Genomic DNA, 14,612 nt, shown 5'->3' with positions numbered 1-14,612 from the left:
AAACTTGCCAGGGCCTGTCAGATCTCTAAGTCCAGGTTCACTCAAAGTAGAAAGACCCTGAAGTCCCAAAACCTCCAAGTCATAAGCTCTTCCAAAATAAGAGAAGGGCATCGTGGGCAGTGATAAGCGCTTGATTGGCTTGGCGAAGCTGCGCCACCTTGGTAAGGTTGTCCTGATGCAAGGAAGCTAATTGGGCAAGGTAGTCTTCTGTGTTTTTGTTGACTACTGATTTCCACTCTGGCTGCCATTTGATAATTTCTTTCGCGCCGTGCTCCAGTGCCAAAGACCAAAGTGACACGTCAAACCAGATGTGAGGATCTACGGAGTGAGCTTCAGGACCTGATCTTAAAAGTAAGTCCTGAGGAATCTCTTCAGAGACGTTTATCAGGTTTTGGCTGAAGGCAAGTTTCTCAAACATCTCCGTCATTTTTCCTTCCAGAAAAAGGCCGTGGTAAATGACTAGATCTGCATTCTGAAGTAAATCCAAATCCCGGACAGAGGCCTTGTATAAATGTGGATCCACACCTGCCGGCATAAGAGAAACTACGTCCGCGTTTTCTCCTACGATATTTCTAATTCCGTCAGCAAGGATACTTGTTGTCGCTACGATTTGTGGCTTCAATCTCTCTTCTTTGTTTTCGAATTTGCATCCAAAGGAGAGTAGGGAGAAAGTCAGTATGAGTAGGTAGTTTCTCATGATTGAATTGCCAGAATATTTGCTGCGACATCCTTAGACATAAAGAGCGTTTTTTTCTGATCCACGAGAATTTCCATAGATCCATCAAACTCTACTTTATCCAAAATCTTGATTCTCGCACCGATGTAAGCGCCTACTTTATCTAGGTATTTTAAGAAGGCTGCAGAGCTGTCTTTGACTGCTACGATTTGACCTGAAGAATCAATTTCCATTTCATTCAATGCTAATCTCGGTCTAGCTTTTACATCACCAAATTCATCAGGAATGGGATCGCCATGCGGGTCGAATTTTGGGTAGTTCAGAAATTCGTCCAGACGCTGAATCAGTAGGGGGGATTGAATGTGCTCTAGCTCCTCTGCTACCTCGTGAACTTCGTCCCAAGCGAACTGTAATTTATCCACCAAAAACACTTCCCAGAGTCTATGTTTTCTGATCGTGGTAAGCGCTCTTTTTTTACCTTCTTCAGTGATGTTTACTCCATAATACTTCCGGTATTCTATCACCTCTTTATCTCCAAGCTTCCTTAGCATATCAGAGACTGATGCCGGCTTGGTTTTCATCTCTGCTGCCACGTCGTTGGTGGATACGCTTTTGGTTCCACCGTCCGATAGGTGGTAGATCGCTTTCAGGTAATTCTCCTCAGCTGTGGTTAAGACCATGTTGTTACAATTAGTGCCATGACAAATATAAAAATTATTTTAGATATAGCTAAAAATATATTCAATAGTGGCTAAATCAGGTGTGGATAACCCATTTTCAATTGTGTTTAGGGTTTTAGCCTTGGCTAAAAATAAGATTAGGCAGTATTTAATATCGTGTTAAAATATTGATAATAAGTAAATTGATAATTCGTTTATCTAGACTAATCCTACGAAAAGTCAAAAATATCCCAGTTTCCATTCTGCGGAAATGAGTGTAGAAAATAGGGTGTAGGTGGATAAGTGTGGATAGTAATCCACATCCTGTTTAGAACTTAAAGGGAGGCTATTGCTGAGATGAAATCTGAATGTTGAGATTTCCACAGGATAGATTCAGCAGGACTTTGAGTGAAATATTCCTGATTGAGTGCTGCTTTGAATTGCTGAGTAGAGTGTGATAAGTCGAAAAAGTCTATGGGGAACCCTCCGGAAAATGGTGCTAAAAAGTCTAACCAAATTGGGTTTCCTCCAATCAAAACCGGTACTCCCAGCGCCGCAGATTCGAATAATTTTGTGGGGATTTTATCCTTGATAGCTTCTCTATTTTGATAGGGTAAAATCGCAAAATCTGCTGTAGAATATTCAGCGATAATTTCCTCATGCGGCACAGGGAAACTGGAGTGTTTTAGCTGGATTTGGGAGGTGTTTTCACATGCTTTTTCAAGCTCTTTTTTCGAAGTTTGAAAGCGTACAATGGCCAATTATTTTGAGTGAGGAATCTGGAAATTCTTTGATGATTTCCTTAAACCAATTCACTGCATTAAGTGTCCCAAAAGCAGGAGTCAGCGTTCCGGAAATTAGAAAATTGTAACCTGATTTTTTCTCAAATCTTTTTGGATTTACATGACTTATTTTTCCAGCATATTTATTTTCTAACACTACAAATGGAGTCTTATCAGGCATCTCGTCGGCGTAGCATTTTTCTGCAAAAAGATATAAATCCACGGCTCTTCCAGATTCCATTCGCTGGATAATTTTACCTAATCTAGTCCTCTTGGCAGGGCTTAATTTTGGATTTAGCTGCAAGTTTTTGACGTAGTTTTCCTGTACATCATAGACTAGTTTATAGCCAAAAAAGGGTTTGAAAAATGCAGCAATTGGAAGGTATTCGTAGGTACAACAAATCAGGATTTTGGGACGAACTTTCACCAATAATCTTACAAATCTCCCTTGTGCGGAGAGTCTTCCCCAGATTGGGTTTCCTTTTGAAACTGAAGAATAAAAGTTTTCACCTTCGCAATATTCCTGTGGAATTTGTGAAAATCCCATAAAATTTAAGCTGTAAGCCCCTGTTTCTCGCAATGAAAGGCCAAGCTTTCCATAAGCTCTTGTATCTTTGGCGGGCTTAAGGCTTGACGCGATCAAGACTGGGATTTTAGAAGCTGACTTTTCACTCATTAAACGAAACTAACCAAAATAATGGAACTGAAAGCAATCATTGAGAAGGCCTGGGACAACCGGGAATTATTGAAAGAAGAGACAACACAACAAGCTATAAGAGCTGTAATCGCTGATTTGGATGCTGGTATTCTGCGGGTAGCTGAACCTACAGATGACGGAAACTGGAAGGTTAACGATTGGGTGAAGAAGGCTGTAATTCTCTATTTCCCTATACAGAAAATGGAGACTATTGAAGTAGGTCCTTTTGAATTCCATGATAAAATGGCTCTGAAAACTAACTACGCAGAGAAAGGCGTAAGAGTAGTTCCTCATGCAGTGGCCCGTTATGGAGCATTTTTAGCTTCAGGAGTAGTGATGATGCCAAGTTATGTTAATATCGGAGCATATGTTGAGGGTGGCACGATGGTTCGACACTTGGGCTACAGTAGGATCTTGTGCGCAGATCGGCAAAAATGTTCATTTAAGTGGTGGAGTAGGTATTGGAGGGGTTTTGGAACCTATTCAAGCAGCACCTGTAATTATCGAAGATGGAGCATTTATTGGTTCCAGAGCTATTATCGTAGAAGGTGTTAGAATCGGTAAGGAGGCTGTTATCGGTGCCGGAGTAACTTTGACAGCAAGTTCAAAGATCATTGATGTGACCGGGGCTGAGCCTGTAGAATATAAGGGATATGTTCCTGAGCGTTCTGTCGTGATTCCAGGCTCAATCTCTAAAAACTTCAATGCAGGTACTTTCCAAGTTCCTTGCGCGTTGATCATTGGCCAAAGAAAAGCCTCCACTGATCTAAAAACATCACTTAATGATGCGCTACGAGATAATAGTGTAGTAGTATAAAGCAATTATAATGAAAACGAGTACACGAGCGATTATAGCTCTTTTTATTTCAGTTTCTCTTTGGTCTTGTTCGGAAAAGAAGACAAGTTCTGGTGATGTGTATTTTAATAAAGGTGAATATGCAAAAGCAGCAAATGAATATACTGAAGATTTAAAATTCAAACCGAACGATGTTCGCATGCTATACAATAGAGGTAGAGCGAATGAGGAGCAGGGTAATTTTGAAGAGGCTAAAGCTGATTTCGAGAAGGCATTAGAGGTAGAACCTAATAATTTCCAGGTTCTTCTAAGCCTAGCAAATGTGCACTACAATCAGAAAAATTACACAAATGCTTTACTCTATTCCGATCAAGCGGCTGAAATACCAGGTGCACCAGCAATGGCCTCATTTATGAAAGCCAGAGCGCTGCACCAGTTAGGTAAACCTGATGAAGCCTTGAAAGCTTATGGAAATGCTATTGCAGTGGATAAGGATTTTGGTCAGGCATATTATAACAGAGGGTTACTCAAAATCGCGATGAAAAAAGTAGGGGCTTCCTGTGAAGACTTTCAACTCGCCAGAGCCTTAGAATATCCTGGCGCTGAAGAAGCTTACGCAAAGTATTGTAAGTAATTATTATTCTCCGTAATGATGCCAATCACCATATTGGTAGAAAGGCGGATATATATACAAAAATAGAAAAACCGGCCTAGGCCGGTTTTTTTTATGTGATTTTTCGATGCGATGAGGACACTGAGTAAATCTTAGAGGTCAGGGCTTAGATTAATTCTTCTTTTCTATAAGCTGGATATGTAATGGTCTTCTAATTTTCAGAAATGCAGCTGCCAATTGATCACTGAATACAGCTGATGATAACCATTAGCTAGTCCATAGTATTTCCTATTTATGATCGTGCGCTTCTTCAGCCACATGATCACAAAGCTCTTCTGAGCTTAACTTTCCACTTCCACTACAGGTTCTGCAAGAGCTAACTTCCTTCAGACTTCCCTCGCAGACTGGGCAGGTAAGCCTACCTTTTCCTGCACATCTTTCGCACTCGAAATACTCCACAATTTTAAAGATATTTACTTTGGTGATCATCCCTGAGCCATTGCATCTGCTGCATCCTACTACCCCTTTAGCTTTACAATAATTACAATCCTGTTCGATTTGCCGCTTACCTTCGCAAGTGAAACAAGTCTTATAGCGATAGCCTCTTCGGTCACACAGCTGGCATTCGTTTATTTCCTTTAATGGGCCATCCAATCGCTGCTGTAGTTCCTGGGCTCCTTTATAATAGTCACCTGTAAATCCGGTCAACTCCAAATACTTATTTAGAAAGTTGGCTGAGTTGTCATATTGCTTTAACTGAAAAAGCGTTTCGGCAAATAGATAGGGCATTTCTTCAGGAAGGGGCTGACCCGAATCTATTAGATTTCTAAATATTGAATTAGCAGTTTCATAATCACTTCTTTCAATCGCAGCCTTTGCGCTTTTCATCCAATGATCAGTTTGTCCCAGATTAGGTCCTATTTGCCCTAATAAAGGCTGACTGTAAGTCAGGCTAAAGATGAAACCAAGAAGAAGTAGTGGGAGGTGAAATTTAAAGCTCACAGGGATATTGTTTTTCTAAAGAAGCAATAAAGGTAGAAGTTTCTTCAAGGTAAAGTTAATGTTTCCAAAAGGGGAAATTTCTCCATAATCTGCAAAATGGATTTTAGAAGTTAAAATTTGTCTTTATTTTAGGATCAAATTCTTTGTATGGTTGAAATTCTAATACGATGAACTCAACTTTAGAATTTTCAGTCATAAACTTTAACCCTAAAAATCAAGGAAATGGGAAAACCGATAACAATGATCGAAAGTATAGGACCTGTAATGAAAGAGAAACTTGCTGCAGCTGGAGTGTCTACTGTAGAAGGTTTGCTAGAAAAAGGTGCCTCTAAATCTGGAAGAAAAGCAATTGCCGAGGCTTCAGGTCTTGATGAGAGCAAGATTCTGGTTTGGGTAAATATGGCCGATCTTTTTAGAATCAATGGTGTTGCGAGTCAATTCGCAGAACTGCTGAAAGCTGCTGGTGTAGATACTGTAAAAGAGCTAAGAACAAGAAATGCCGAGAATCTTCATGCTGCTTTAGTTAAAACTCAAGAAGAAAAGGGATTGACCCGGGCTGTTCCTGCTGCCTCTAAAGTTGCAGACTTTATTGAGCAAGCAAAAGCACTTGAGCCAATGGTTACTCATTAATAATATTTATTAAGTATATCCGCTGTTGTGCCAGTATGGAGTCAAAAGCAAAAAAGCTTATGTCAACCTTAAGAGCTGAGCCGCTTCATCCTTTCCCGCCAGTGCGGGAGTTTTCGGTCATCGGTCATCCGAGCAGCTATGCAAAGAATCTAAGGTGACTGGCATCTTTGCGGATAATCATACTATTTGAATACCATTTTTATGAAAAACCTTTTTGCCTATGGCATCAAGGTTTTTTTTGTAGTTTGGATTTTTAATCACAATGCGCATGAGTAAAACAGAAGAATTCATCACCCATTTGGCCGAAGGTCAAAAATACAAGAAGGACTCAATAATCCTTGGTACCGGAGTTTTAGACGGCGTCCCAGTTAATGGGGCACAAATAAAGGTTGCCTTGAAGACTATGAATAGGCATGGTCTAATCGCAGGTGCTACAGGCACAGGTAAGACGAAAACCTTGCAGGTAATCGCAGAGCAGTTGGCCTTAAAAGGCGTCCCATCTGTTTTGATGGATTTGAAAGGCGATTTATCCGGCCTAGCTCGCAGCCTGGGACTGCTAATGATTTCATTAAAAATAGGTCTGAGGTGATAGGTGTGGATTACGAACCTATGGGCTTGCCGATTGAGTTAATGTCTATTTCAGATGAGAAGGGTGTTCGATTGAAAGCAACAGTTTCTGAATTTGGTCCTGTTTTGATCGCTCAAATTCTTGAGCTTAACGATACTCAGCAAGGTGTAATCTCCCTTATTTTCAGGTATTGTGATGTTAATCATTTGCCACTGCTAGATCTAAAAGATTTGAAGCGGGTTCTTCAATTTATCACCAATGAGGGCAAAGAAGCTATTCAAAAAGAATACGGCCAGGTTTCTTCAGCTTCAGTAAACACGATAATGCGTAAAATCATTGAGTTGGAGCAGCAAGGTGCAGAACGTTTCTTTGGCGAAAAATCATTCGAAGTTGAGGACTTTTTGAGGAAGAAGGATGGAAAAGGAGTGATCTCGGTGATCAGATTGACTGATATTCAAAGTAGACCAAAGCTCTTTTCGACCTTTATGTTAAGTTTGCTATCAGAGATCTATGAGACTTTTCCAGAGCAAGGAGACGCTGATCAGCCTAAGCTTTGTCTGTTTATAGACGAGGCTCATTTAGTGTTTTCCAATGCTTCCAATGACCTTCTGGAGAAAATAGAAGCAATTGTCAAACTGATCAGGTCAAAAGGTGTAGGAGTGTATTTCTGTACTCAAACTCCCACCGATGTCCCAGACAGTATTCTGGGTCAATTGGGCTTAAAAGTCCAACATGCCTTAAGAGCTTTCACTGCGAAAGATCGAAAGGCGATTACTAAAACAGCCGAAAATTACCCTGATTCTCCTTATTACGAGACTTCAGAAGTCTTGACCGCTATGGGAATTGGGGAGGCATTGATTACGGCATTGAATGAAAAAGGTATTCCAACTCCGCTTGCCCATACGCTGGTTAGAGCTCCGATTACGAGGATGGATATTCTGAATGAAGAAGAAATAGATGCAGTGGTGGAAAATTCCGGATTGATTTATAAGTACAATCAGGATATTGACCGGGAAAGTGCTTTTGAGTTATTGGAAAAGAAAATGACCGAGTTGGAGGAAGCTCAGAAGAAAGCTGAATTACCTGGACCAAAACCCTCTACTAGGACTACTAAAAGAACGGTAGAAGAAGCCTCTTTATTTGAGGAATTGAGCAAAAACACCATGGTAAGACAGTTGGGAAGAACAATTTTCAGAGAATTAACAAGGGGGATTTTAGGTTCATTCTCTAGAAAAAGGTAGTCGTGATAAGAATTTGTATTTCAATAGTTTATATATTTTGAAAATAGGAGTAATTGGTGGGGGAGCCGCAGGTTTTTTTGCAGCTATCCATGCAAGTGGTGCAGATCGGGATATTACAATTTTCGAAAAGTCTCCCAAGCTTTTGTCTAAGGTGAAAGTATCAGGTGGTGGAAGGTGCAACGTCACTCACCGGCCAATGGAGATCTCTAAATTGGTTAAGAATTATCCTAGAGGAGAGAAATTTTTAAAAAAGGTATTTTCAAAATTTAAGTCAGAAGACACAATCGATTGGTTTGAAAGTAGAGGAGTTTCTTTGAAAATTGAAGGGGACGGGCGTATGTTTCCCATTTCAGATTCTTCTCAATCCGTGATAGATGCCCTTCTCAAAGAAGCTCAAAAGCTTAAAATTACCATCCTGCGATCCTGCGGTGTCTTGTCAGTCAACCCCATTGATAATCACTTTAAACTTGAGACAGAAAGTGGTTCATTTGTATTTGACAAGGTAATTATAGCTACGGGTGGACATCCCAAAGTGGCTAGTTATTCCTTTCTCAATAAGCTTAATCACAGTATTTTAGACCCTATTCCTTCACTTTTTACTTTTAACACCCCAAAGGAGCCTATCAGGGAGCTAATGGGGTTGTCGGTTGCAGATGGAATAGTCAAAATCGAAGGCACCAAACTGAATTACCGTGGGCCTGTTCTTGTCACCCATTGGGGTGTAAGTGGACCTGCGGTTTTGAAATTATCTGCTTTTGGAGCTCAATGGCTGAAAGATCAAAACTATAACGCAACGGCTTTGATTAATTGGAATGGAGAGTTGGGTGAGGAGCAGTATAGTACGCAAATCAAAAGCTATATGCTGGCGCATCCTAATCGAAAGGTAGAGAGTAACTCACTTTTTGATATTCCTGGAAGACTTTGGGAGCATTTTACGAAGCTTGCAGGCATAGAAAATGGACAATTATATGGCTCATTATCGAAAAAGCAAATCAATAAGTTGGTACAGAATTTATTTTGCTATACTTTGAAAGTCGAAGGTAAAACTACCTTTAAAGAAGAATTTGTAACTGCCGGGGGAATTGCCCTAAACGAAGTGAACCCGGAGACCTTGGAAAGTAAATATCACCCAAACCTTTACTTTGCCGGGGAAGTCCTGAATATCGATGGAATTACTGGTGGCTTTAATTTCCAAGCTGCTTGGTCCACGGGGTTTCTTGCTGGCACTGCTTCATCCAAATAATGCATATGGAACAGATATATCCCGAACTCGATCAGCTAATCAGTGAGATGGCAGATGGTGACTCAGAGTTCAAAAAAGAATTGACTTTTGCTATCCATAAAGGCCTTTTGGAACTTAAGGAGGTGTATGCTGAAGGTTCAATCGAAAAAAATGAGGTTAAACTTCAGCAAATCAGACACAAATTGAAGCCTACCTTAGCTATGTTTGAATTATTTCATATTACAGAAGAACTTCAGAATGGTAAGGAAATAATTGAAAATCAAGGTTTTGAATGCCCTGAATTTGCAATTCACTACGAGAATTTGCAAAGCAAACTAGAAACAGCAATTAAGCGAGTCTTTGAATTGACTTAATCTACACATTGAACTAGGAAGACCTGAAATATCTTTGGTGATTACCCGCAGTGGCGGGATAGGCTGAAGTGGTTTCAATGCTTATTTTAATAAATCTAACTTTGCTTTTGCCACCTTTCCGGCTGGTAGAAAAGACAAATTCCTACTATCTTATAAAGCATCTTATTTTTGGGTTTCATGCCTATTATCAAATCAACTTACAGCGGCCCACCGATATACCTGTTCAACGGACACCTGGAAACTATTATTCCCAGTCTTTTTAGAAAAATAGTAGACGTAAACTATACAAGGGAGAAGATAGATACGCCTGATGGTGATTTTTTGAATTTGGATTGGGCAAAAGTTGGTAGTTCAAAATTGCTGATTATTTCTCATGGACTAGAGGGGGACTCCGAACGACATTATGTGAGGGGTATGGTCAAACTATTCAATTCCTGTCATGTAGATGTACTAGTATGGAATAATCGTTCATGTGGTGGAGAGATCAATTTAGGACCAATTCTTTACCATCATGGTGCCAGTTATGACCTGGACACTACCATAGCCCATGTGTTGAAAACCCATACTTATGATGAGATCTTTCTAACTGGAATAAGCATGGGAGGAGCACAGACGCTAAAATATCTTGGCGAAAAAGGAGAGGACCTTCCTAAGGAAATAAAGAGAGCAGCAGTATATTCTACACCTTGTAATTTGCTTTCCAGTGCCAACACCTTGAAGTTGAGAAGAAACGCTTTTTACAAAAATAGATTTCTAGGAAAGCTAAAACTTAAAATTAAAGCAAAAGCAACTCAATATCCGGAATTGATAGATCTTGAATTACTTGACAGAGTTAGTGATTTTGATGCTTTTGATACCCTATTCACAGCTAAATTACATGGGTTCAAGGATTCAGTAGACTTTTATAAATCGGTTAGCGCAGATAACTGGATGCCTTTTATACAAATTCCTACGCTCATAGTGAATGCCATTAACGATCCATTATTGGGACCCGAATGTTACCCAAAAGCACTTGCAGAAAAGAAGGAAGTACTTACATTGGAAATGCCAAAAAGGGGAGGTCATACAGGTTTTATGGTGAGCGGGCAGGAATTTACCTGGGCAGAACTGAGAGTTCAAGAATTCCTTCTGAATCAGGCTTAGCCCTAAGTCTTTTGCTATATTGTGCGTTTAATCATCAAAAGAATTTGATATGAGAAAGATGTTTTTCGGTAGCTTGACGCTTATGGTCATGCTTACATTTTTTCTAATGTGGTATTTCCAATTTGTTCAGTTCAAGTTCGGGTATTTTATCACTGGGTATACTTGTCATTCTTCTGTGTATAGGTATTTATGATATCAATCAAAAGTCGCATGCTATACTTCGGAATTTCCCTGTAATAGGGCATTTCAGGTATTTATTGGAAAAAATAAGTCCTGAAATTCAGCAGTATTTTATAGAAACAAATACAGATGGTAGACCTTTCAGTCGAAACCTACGCTCCCTGGTTTATAGAAGAGCTAAAAATGTAAACGACACTCACCCGTTCGGTACACAACGAGACATAAATGGAGAGGATTATATGGCCTTGAGGCACTCAATTTACGCCGTGCACACCAACGACGAAGATGCTCGAGTGATGATTGGAAATGGTAGTTGTAAACAGCCGTATTCAGCATCTATCTTCAATATTTCAGCAATGAGCTTTGGATCCTTGAGTTCAAATGCCATCACAGCATTGAATTTAGGTGCAAAAAAAGGCGGATTTTATCATAATACAGGTGAAGGCGGAATTTCTTCTTATCACCGTCAAGGGGCAGATTTGGTTTGGCAAATTGGCACCGGCTACTTTGGATGCCGGGATGAGCAGGGGAATTTTAGCGAGGAACTATTTGCAGAAAAGGCAAATTGGCCGGAAGTCAAAATGATAGAAATTAAGATCTCACAGGGAGCCAGACCTGGCCACGGCGGTGTATTGCCGGGAATAAAAAACACAAAAGAAATAGCCGAAATACGCGGTGTGATAGCCGGAACTACTATTCTATCTCCGCCTTCGCATAGTGCATTCACTAATGCAGTCGAGTTGATAGAGTTTATAGCTAAAGTGAGGGAATTGTCAGGAGGGAAACCAGTTGGCTTCAAACTTTGCATAGGCAGAACAGAAGAATTTACTGCTATATGCAAGGAAATGGTCGCTAAAAACATCTATCCAGACTTCATCACGGTGGATGGGGCAGAGGGAGGTACTGGGGCTGCTCCTTTGGAATTCTCAGATAGTGTGGGTTTACCGTTAGAGCCGGCACTTATTTTTGTCCGGATGACTTTGGAGAAATTTCAGGATCAGGGATCATATCAAAATTATTGCTTCCGGTAAAGCTATTTCAGCTTTTGCTATCTTAAAAAACATTGCCTTTGGAGCTGATTTGTGTAATTCTGCCAGAGGCTTTATGTTTAGTGTAGGGTGTATTCAAGCACTTCGATGTAACACCAATGAATGTCCAACTGGTGTGGCTACGCAAAGGGCAAGCTTAGTAAAAGGTCTGGTGATAACGGATAAATCTGAGCGAGTGTATAATTTCCACAAAAATACAGTTCACGCCGTGCAGGAACTTCTAGGGGCATCCGGGCACACTCATACCTCCCAACTAAGTGCCAGTGATTTAGTAAAAGGTGATGAAATGATCAAGCTGGCAAATAGATATCTGCCTGATTCTGTAAATACGATTTAATGGTCAAAAATAGTTGGTAAAAGCTGTGTAAACTATTGATTTACTGTCTTTTGTGACAACCTTATTGAAAGTGGTTTCAATAAGGTTGTTTTGTTTATGGAAAAGTCAAAAAAAAAGGTGTTGGGCATGTGGCTTTCTGGACTCAATCAAGTGGGGAAAGCAAGGCGGCAAGCAGCGATATAAATGCAAAAACTGCGGGATTCTCTTTACCGGTTCGAATCCATCGGTGGCCAAGTCCAACCAATTTATATGGTTTGAAAAGTGGGTTATCGGCAAGCAAACATTGGAGCAATTGGTTGTTCTCACAGGGTACAGTAAAAGCACCATCCAGCGGCTGTTCAAAGGCTATTTGAAAGAGCCACCGATGCTGAGTGTTTACCCCTCTGAGCGTGTAAACCTGATCATTGATGGCACTTATTTCACCAACGACTTGTGTCTGATTCTGTATCGGGACAACACCGTCAAGTTTACCCAGCTCTACCGTTTCAGTAGTGGAGAACAGTATGAGGAGCTGAAAGAAGGCCTGGAAAATCTGCTGGCTCTTGGTGTTCAGATTGAATCCATCACCTGTGATGGTCACCGGGCTCTACTACGGGCGGTGAAGAAAGTTTGCCCCGATGTGACCCTTCAGCGATGTGTGATCCATGTCCAGCGTATGTGCAGAATATGGCTTTCCAGTAAACCAAAGAGCATTTCCTGGTCAGGAACTTCGAAGAATCATCTCTACACTGCATCTGATCCGTACCCAACAGCAGCTCAGCTTTTGGCTGCTGGATCTGGCCAATTGGGATGCCCGTCATCATGAGTTTGCTGACATGAGAAAACCGTGAACCCCACCACTGGAAAATACTGGTATAAACATAAGCTGTTGAAGCGTTCCTTCTCTGTAATTATGAGCGCACTGCCCAATTTGTTTCACTATCTGGAAAACCCAAAAATACCCAAATCAACAAACGGTCTGGAGTCGTTCTTCGGACATTTAAAAAACAATCTCAATGTCCATAGAGGACTTTCGAACGCAAACAGAAAAAGCTTTTTGAAATGGTATCTGTACTTCAAAAATCAACAAGGTAAAAGGTTTTCCAAGCCATGGGACAAGAAGAATGAAGCATGAAAAAAGGGCTCCGAAAAAACGAAGCCCTTCCATTCCACTTGACAGATTTTATTGCTGGTAAGTTGCTCCTCAGCAGAGCTTACGTCCTCTTCAAATCTGTCGCAGGATTAGTAATGAAATTTTATACCAAAGTCACCAACTATTTTTGACCACGTTACCGTAAATACGCAGGTGTAGTTTAACCTTTGAGGTTTCATCGCGAATGTCACTAGACTTCGGGATTTCCTAAAAGGTTAAGTAAATCTTTTCAACGCCAATTCAGCCACTGTTCCTCCAATTGCAAGGGAACTTGTAGCAGCAGGAGATGGTGCATTCAATACATTAATGGCGTGTGCGGATTCTCTGATCGAGAAGTCGTCTAGCAATCCTCCGGTACGGTCACATGCCTGAGCTCTCACGCCTGCACCACCCTCGACTAAGTCAGATTCTTGGATTTCGGGTATCAATTCTTGAAGCGCTTTAGTGAAAGCTGCTTTGGAAAAAGATCTATACATTTCACCGAAACCTGTTTGCCAATATTTCGCAGCTACCTTTTGAAATCCTGGCCGAGCCAGCGATTCTGCTAGTTCTCTTAAGTTAATCTGGGATTTTTTATATCCTTCCCTGCGAAAAGCCAAAACAGCGTTCGGTCCAGCTTCCACACCACCTTTCATCATTCGAGTGAAATGGACTCCCAAGAATGGAAAATTAGGATCAGGTACAGGGTAAATCAGATTCTTTACTAAGAATTCTCTTTCTTTTTTTAGCTTGAAGTATTCTCCTCTAAAAGGAATTATTTTAACGTCTATTTCTTCGTCGGCATTCATCTGTGCGACTTTATCAGAGTACAGTCCTGCACAATTAACCACTAGTTTGCTTTGAATGGTTTTCTTAGAAGTTTCAATGTAATTAATTCCATCCTGTTGCTTAATATCCAGTACTTTATGATTTAAATATATCTCACCTCCATTTTGAACAATTTTTCTTCCATAAGCCAAGGCTACATTGAAATAATCCACTATTCCGGTCTGAGGAACATGAAGGGCTGCTATACCTGTACAGTGCGGCTCGTATTCTTTGAGCTCCTCCATGGTAATATACCATGGTGCCTTCTAAGCCATTTTGAATCCCTCTCTCGTATAAGTTATTCAAAAGGGGTTTTTGCTCTTCCCGGGTAGCAACTACCACTTTCCCCGTAATCTCAAAAGGAATTTTTTCTTCTTCACAGAATTGAATCAGTTCATGATATCCGCCAATGCAATTCGTAGCTTTTAGAGACCCCGGCTTATAGTAGAGGCCAGAGTGAATCACACCACTGTTATTACCTGTTTGATGTTTTGCTAATTGATTCTCCTTCTCCAAAATGACTATTTTCAAATCAGGTCGGGCTTTTTGAACTTTAAGAGCAGTCGCTAAACCAACAATTCCACCACCAATTACCGCAATATCGTATATCATATTTCTCAGTTTACAAACTCAAATATACTAGCGGAATTTTCATTTTTCCAGTTCTGAGATTAACCTGATCTCGGGAAGCTTTATATTTTTTA

Annotated in this window: 14 protein-coding genes and 4 pseudogenes; 12 read left to right on the top strand and 6 right to left on the bottom strand. The window is 40.5% G+C overall.

Features of this window, described 5'->3' with window-relative positions; all coding sequences use genetic code 11:
- Window positions 1-79 precede the first annotated feature (79 nt).
- The 4 genes from AC0L6R_RS15900 to AC0L6R_RS15885 form a co-directional block, all read right to left on the bottom strand.
- Window positions 80-697: a metal ABC transporter solute-binding protein, Zn/Mn family gene (locus AC0L6R_RS15900; RefSeq protein ID WP_473272081.1), complete on the bottom strand. Its 618-nt coding sequence runs from the start codon at window positions 695-697 to the stop codon at window positions 80-82.
- Window positions 694-1,356: a metal-dependent transcriptional regulator gene (locus AC0L6R_RS15895; protein WP_473272080.1), complete on the bottom strand. Its 663-nt coding sequence runs from the start codon at window positions 1,354-1,356 to the stop codon at window positions 694-696. The genes AC0L6R_RS15900 and AC0L6R_RS15895 overlap by 4 nt, the downstream gene beginning before the upstream one ends.
- A gap of 314 nt (window positions 1,357-1,670) precedes the next feature.
- Window positions 1,671-2,003, bottom strand: a complete 333-nt coding sequence (locus AC0L6R_RS15890) for a hypothetical protein (protein WP_473272078.1) — start codon at window positions 2,001-2,003, stop codon at window positions 1,671-1,673.
- A 52-nt stretch (window positions 2,004-2,055) separates the two neighbouring features.
- Complete coding sequence (locus AC0L6R_RS15885; RefSeq protein WP_473272077.1) at window positions 2,056-2,664, bottom strand: hypothetical protein; 609 nt, start codon at window positions 2,662-2,664, stop codon at window positions 2,056-2,058.
- Between the two features lie 150 nt (window positions 2,665-2,814).
- Here AC0L6R_RS15885 and AC0L6R_RS15880 point away from each other — a divergent pair.
- Both AC0L6R_RS15880 and AC0L6R_RS15875 read left to right on the top strand, forming a co-directional pair.
- Window positions 2,815-3,631: pseudogene (locus tag AC0L6R_RS15880) on the top strand (2,3,4,5-tetrahydropyridine-2,6-dicarboxylate N-succinyltransferase).
- Between the two features lie 10 nt (window positions 3,632-3,641).
- Window positions 3,642-4,244, top strand: coding sequence for a tetratricopeptide repeat protein (locus AC0L6R_RS15875; RefSeq protein ID WP_283413422.1), 603 nt, complete (start codon window positions 3,642-3,644; stop codon window positions 4,242-4,244).
- A 267-nt stretch (window positions 4,245-4,511) separates the two neighbouring features.
- On the opposite strand, the gene AC0L6R_RS15870 is transcribed toward AC0L6R_RS15875, so the two are convergent.
- Window positions 4,512-5,111: a molecular chaperone DnaJ gene (locus AC0L6R_RS15870; protein ID WP_473272075.1), complete on the bottom strand. Its 600-nt coding sequence runs from the start codon at window positions 5,109-5,111 to the stop codon at window positions 4,512-4,514.
- A 336-nt stretch (window positions 5,112-5,447) separates the two neighbouring features.
- Between AC0L6R_RS15870 and AC0L6R_RS15865 the strand changes: the two genes are divergently transcribed.
- The 10 genes and pseudogenes from AC0L6R_RS15865 (at window position 5,448) to AC0L6R_RS15820 (ending at window position 13,232) form a co-directional block, all read left to right on the top strand.
- Window positions 5,448-5,855 carry a DUF4332 domain-containing protein gene (locus AC0L6R_RS15865; protein WP_283413420.1) on the top strand — a complete coding sequence of 136 codons (408 nt, stop codon included), beginning with the start codon at window positions 5,448-5,450 and terminating at the stop codon, window positions 5,853-5,855.
- A 268-nt stretch (window positions 5,856-6,123) separates the two neighbouring features.
- Window positions 6,124-7,664: pseudogene (locus AC0L6R_RS15860) on the top strand (helicase HerA-like domain-containing protein).
- A gap of 37 nt (window positions 7,665-7,701) precedes the next feature.
- Complete coding sequence (locus tag AC0L6R_RS15855; RefSeq protein WP_473272073.1) at window positions 7,702-8,907, top strand: BaiN/RdsA family NAD(P)/FAD-dependent oxidoreductase; 1,206 nt, start codon at window positions 7,702-7,704, stop codon at window positions 8,905-8,907.
- 5 nt (window positions 8,908-8,912) lie between these two features.
- Window positions 8,913-9,260: a hypothetical protein gene (locus AC0L6R_RS15850; protein WP_473272072.1), complete on the top strand. Its 348-nt coding sequence runs from the start codon at window positions 8,913-8,915 to the stop codon at window positions 9,258-9,260.
- 177 nt (window positions 9,261-9,437) lie between these two features.
- Window positions 9,438-10,403: a YheT family hydrolase gene (locus AC0L6R_RS15845; RefSeq protein WP_473272071.1), complete on the top strand. Its 966-nt coding sequence runs from the start codon at window positions 9,438-9,440 to the stop codon at window positions 10,401-10,403.
- Window positions 10,404-10,660: 257 nt separating this feature from the next.
- Window positions 10,661-11,614 (top strand): glutamate synthase-related protein, encoded by a 954-nt coding sequence (locus AC0L6R_RS15840; protein ID WP_473272070.1) that lies wholly within the window; start codon window positions 10,661-10,663, stop codon window positions 11,612-11,614.
- Window positions 11,580-11,969 carry a glutamate synthase-related protein gene (locus AC0L6R_RS15835; protein ID WP_473272087.1) on the top strand — a complete coding sequence of 130 codons (390 nt, stop codon included), beginning with the start codon at window positions 11,580-11,582 and terminating at the stop codon, window positions 11,967-11,969. Before AC0L6R_RS15840 ends, AC0L6R_RS15835 begins: the two co-directional genes overlap by 35 nt.
- A gap of 52 nt (window positions 11,970-12,021) precedes the next feature.
- Window positions 12,022-12,168 (top strand): annotated as a pseudogene (locus AC0L6R_RS15830) (IS1/IS1595 family N-terminal zinc-binding domain-containing protein); the annotation flags it as partial.
- Between the two features lie 27 nt (window positions 12,169-12,195).
- Complete coding sequence (locus AC0L6R_RS15825; RefSeq protein WP_473272086.1) at window positions 12,196-12,774, top strand: transposase; 579 nt, start codon at window positions 12,196-12,198, stop codon at window positions 12,772-12,774.
- 305 nt (window positions 12,775-13,079) lie between these two features.
- The gene (locus AC0L6R_RS15820) at window positions 13,080-13,232 is read left to right on the top strand and encodes a hypothetical protein (RefSeq protein ID WP_473272068.1); all 153 of its coding nucleotides are present in this window, start codon (window positions 13,080-13,082) and stop codon (window positions 13,230-13,232) included.
- Window positions 13,233-13,316: 84 nt separating this feature from the next.
- Here the strand turns inward: AC0L6R_RS15820 and lhgO are convergent.
- Window positions 13,317-14,520: pseudogene (gene lhgO, locus AC0L6R_RS15815) on the bottom strand (L-2-hydroxyglutarate oxidase).
- Between the last annotated feature and the right edge of the window lie 92 nt (window positions 14,521-14,612).

This window comes from Algoriphagus sp. 10J20-15 (assembly GCF_055809615.1).
The sequence above is the reverse complement of the archived record's forward strand: the minus strand, read 5'-3'. Positions and strand labels throughout refer to the sequence as shown.

Excerpts from the sequence above, each read along its gene's own strand:
- AC0L6R_RS15900 (WP_473272081.1), bottom strand. The coding sequence starts at position 697 with ATGAGAAACTACCTACTCATACTGACTTTCTCCCTACTCTCCTTTGGA.
- AC0L6R_RS15895 (WP_473272080.1), bottom strand. The coding sequence starts at position 1,356 with ATGGTCTTAACCACAGCTGAGGAGAATTACCTGAAAGCGATCTACCAC.
- AC0L6R_RS15885 (WP_473272077.1), bottom strand. The coding sequence starts at position 2,664 with ATGGGATTTTCACAAATTCCACAGGAATATTGCGAAGGTGAAAACTTT.
- AC0L6R_RS15875 (WP_283413422.1), top strand. The coding sequence starts at position 3,642 with ATGAAAACGAGTACACGAGCGATTATAGCTCTTTTTATTTCAGTTTCT.
- AC0L6R_RS15870 (WP_473272075.1), bottom strand. The coding sequence starts at position 5,111 with ATGAAAAGCGCAAAGGCTGCGATTGAAAGAAGTGATTATGAAACTGCT.
- AC0L6R_RS15865 (WP_283413420.1), top strand. The coding sequence starts at position 5,448 with ATGGGAAAACCGATAACAATGATCGAAAGTATAGGACCTGTAATGAAA.
- AC0L6R_RS15850 (WP_473272072.1), top strand. The coding sequence starts at position 8,913 with ATGGAACAGATATATCCCGAACTCGATCAGCTAATCAGTGAGATGGCA.
- AC0L6R_RS15845 (WP_473272071.1), top strand. The coding sequence starts at position 9,438 with ATGCCTATTATCAAATCAACTTACAGCGGCCCACCGATATACCTGTTC.
- AC0L6R_RS15820 (WP_473272068.1), top strand. The coding sequence starts at position 13,080 with ATGAAAAAAGGGCTCCGAAAAAACGAAGCCCTTCCATTCCACTTGACA.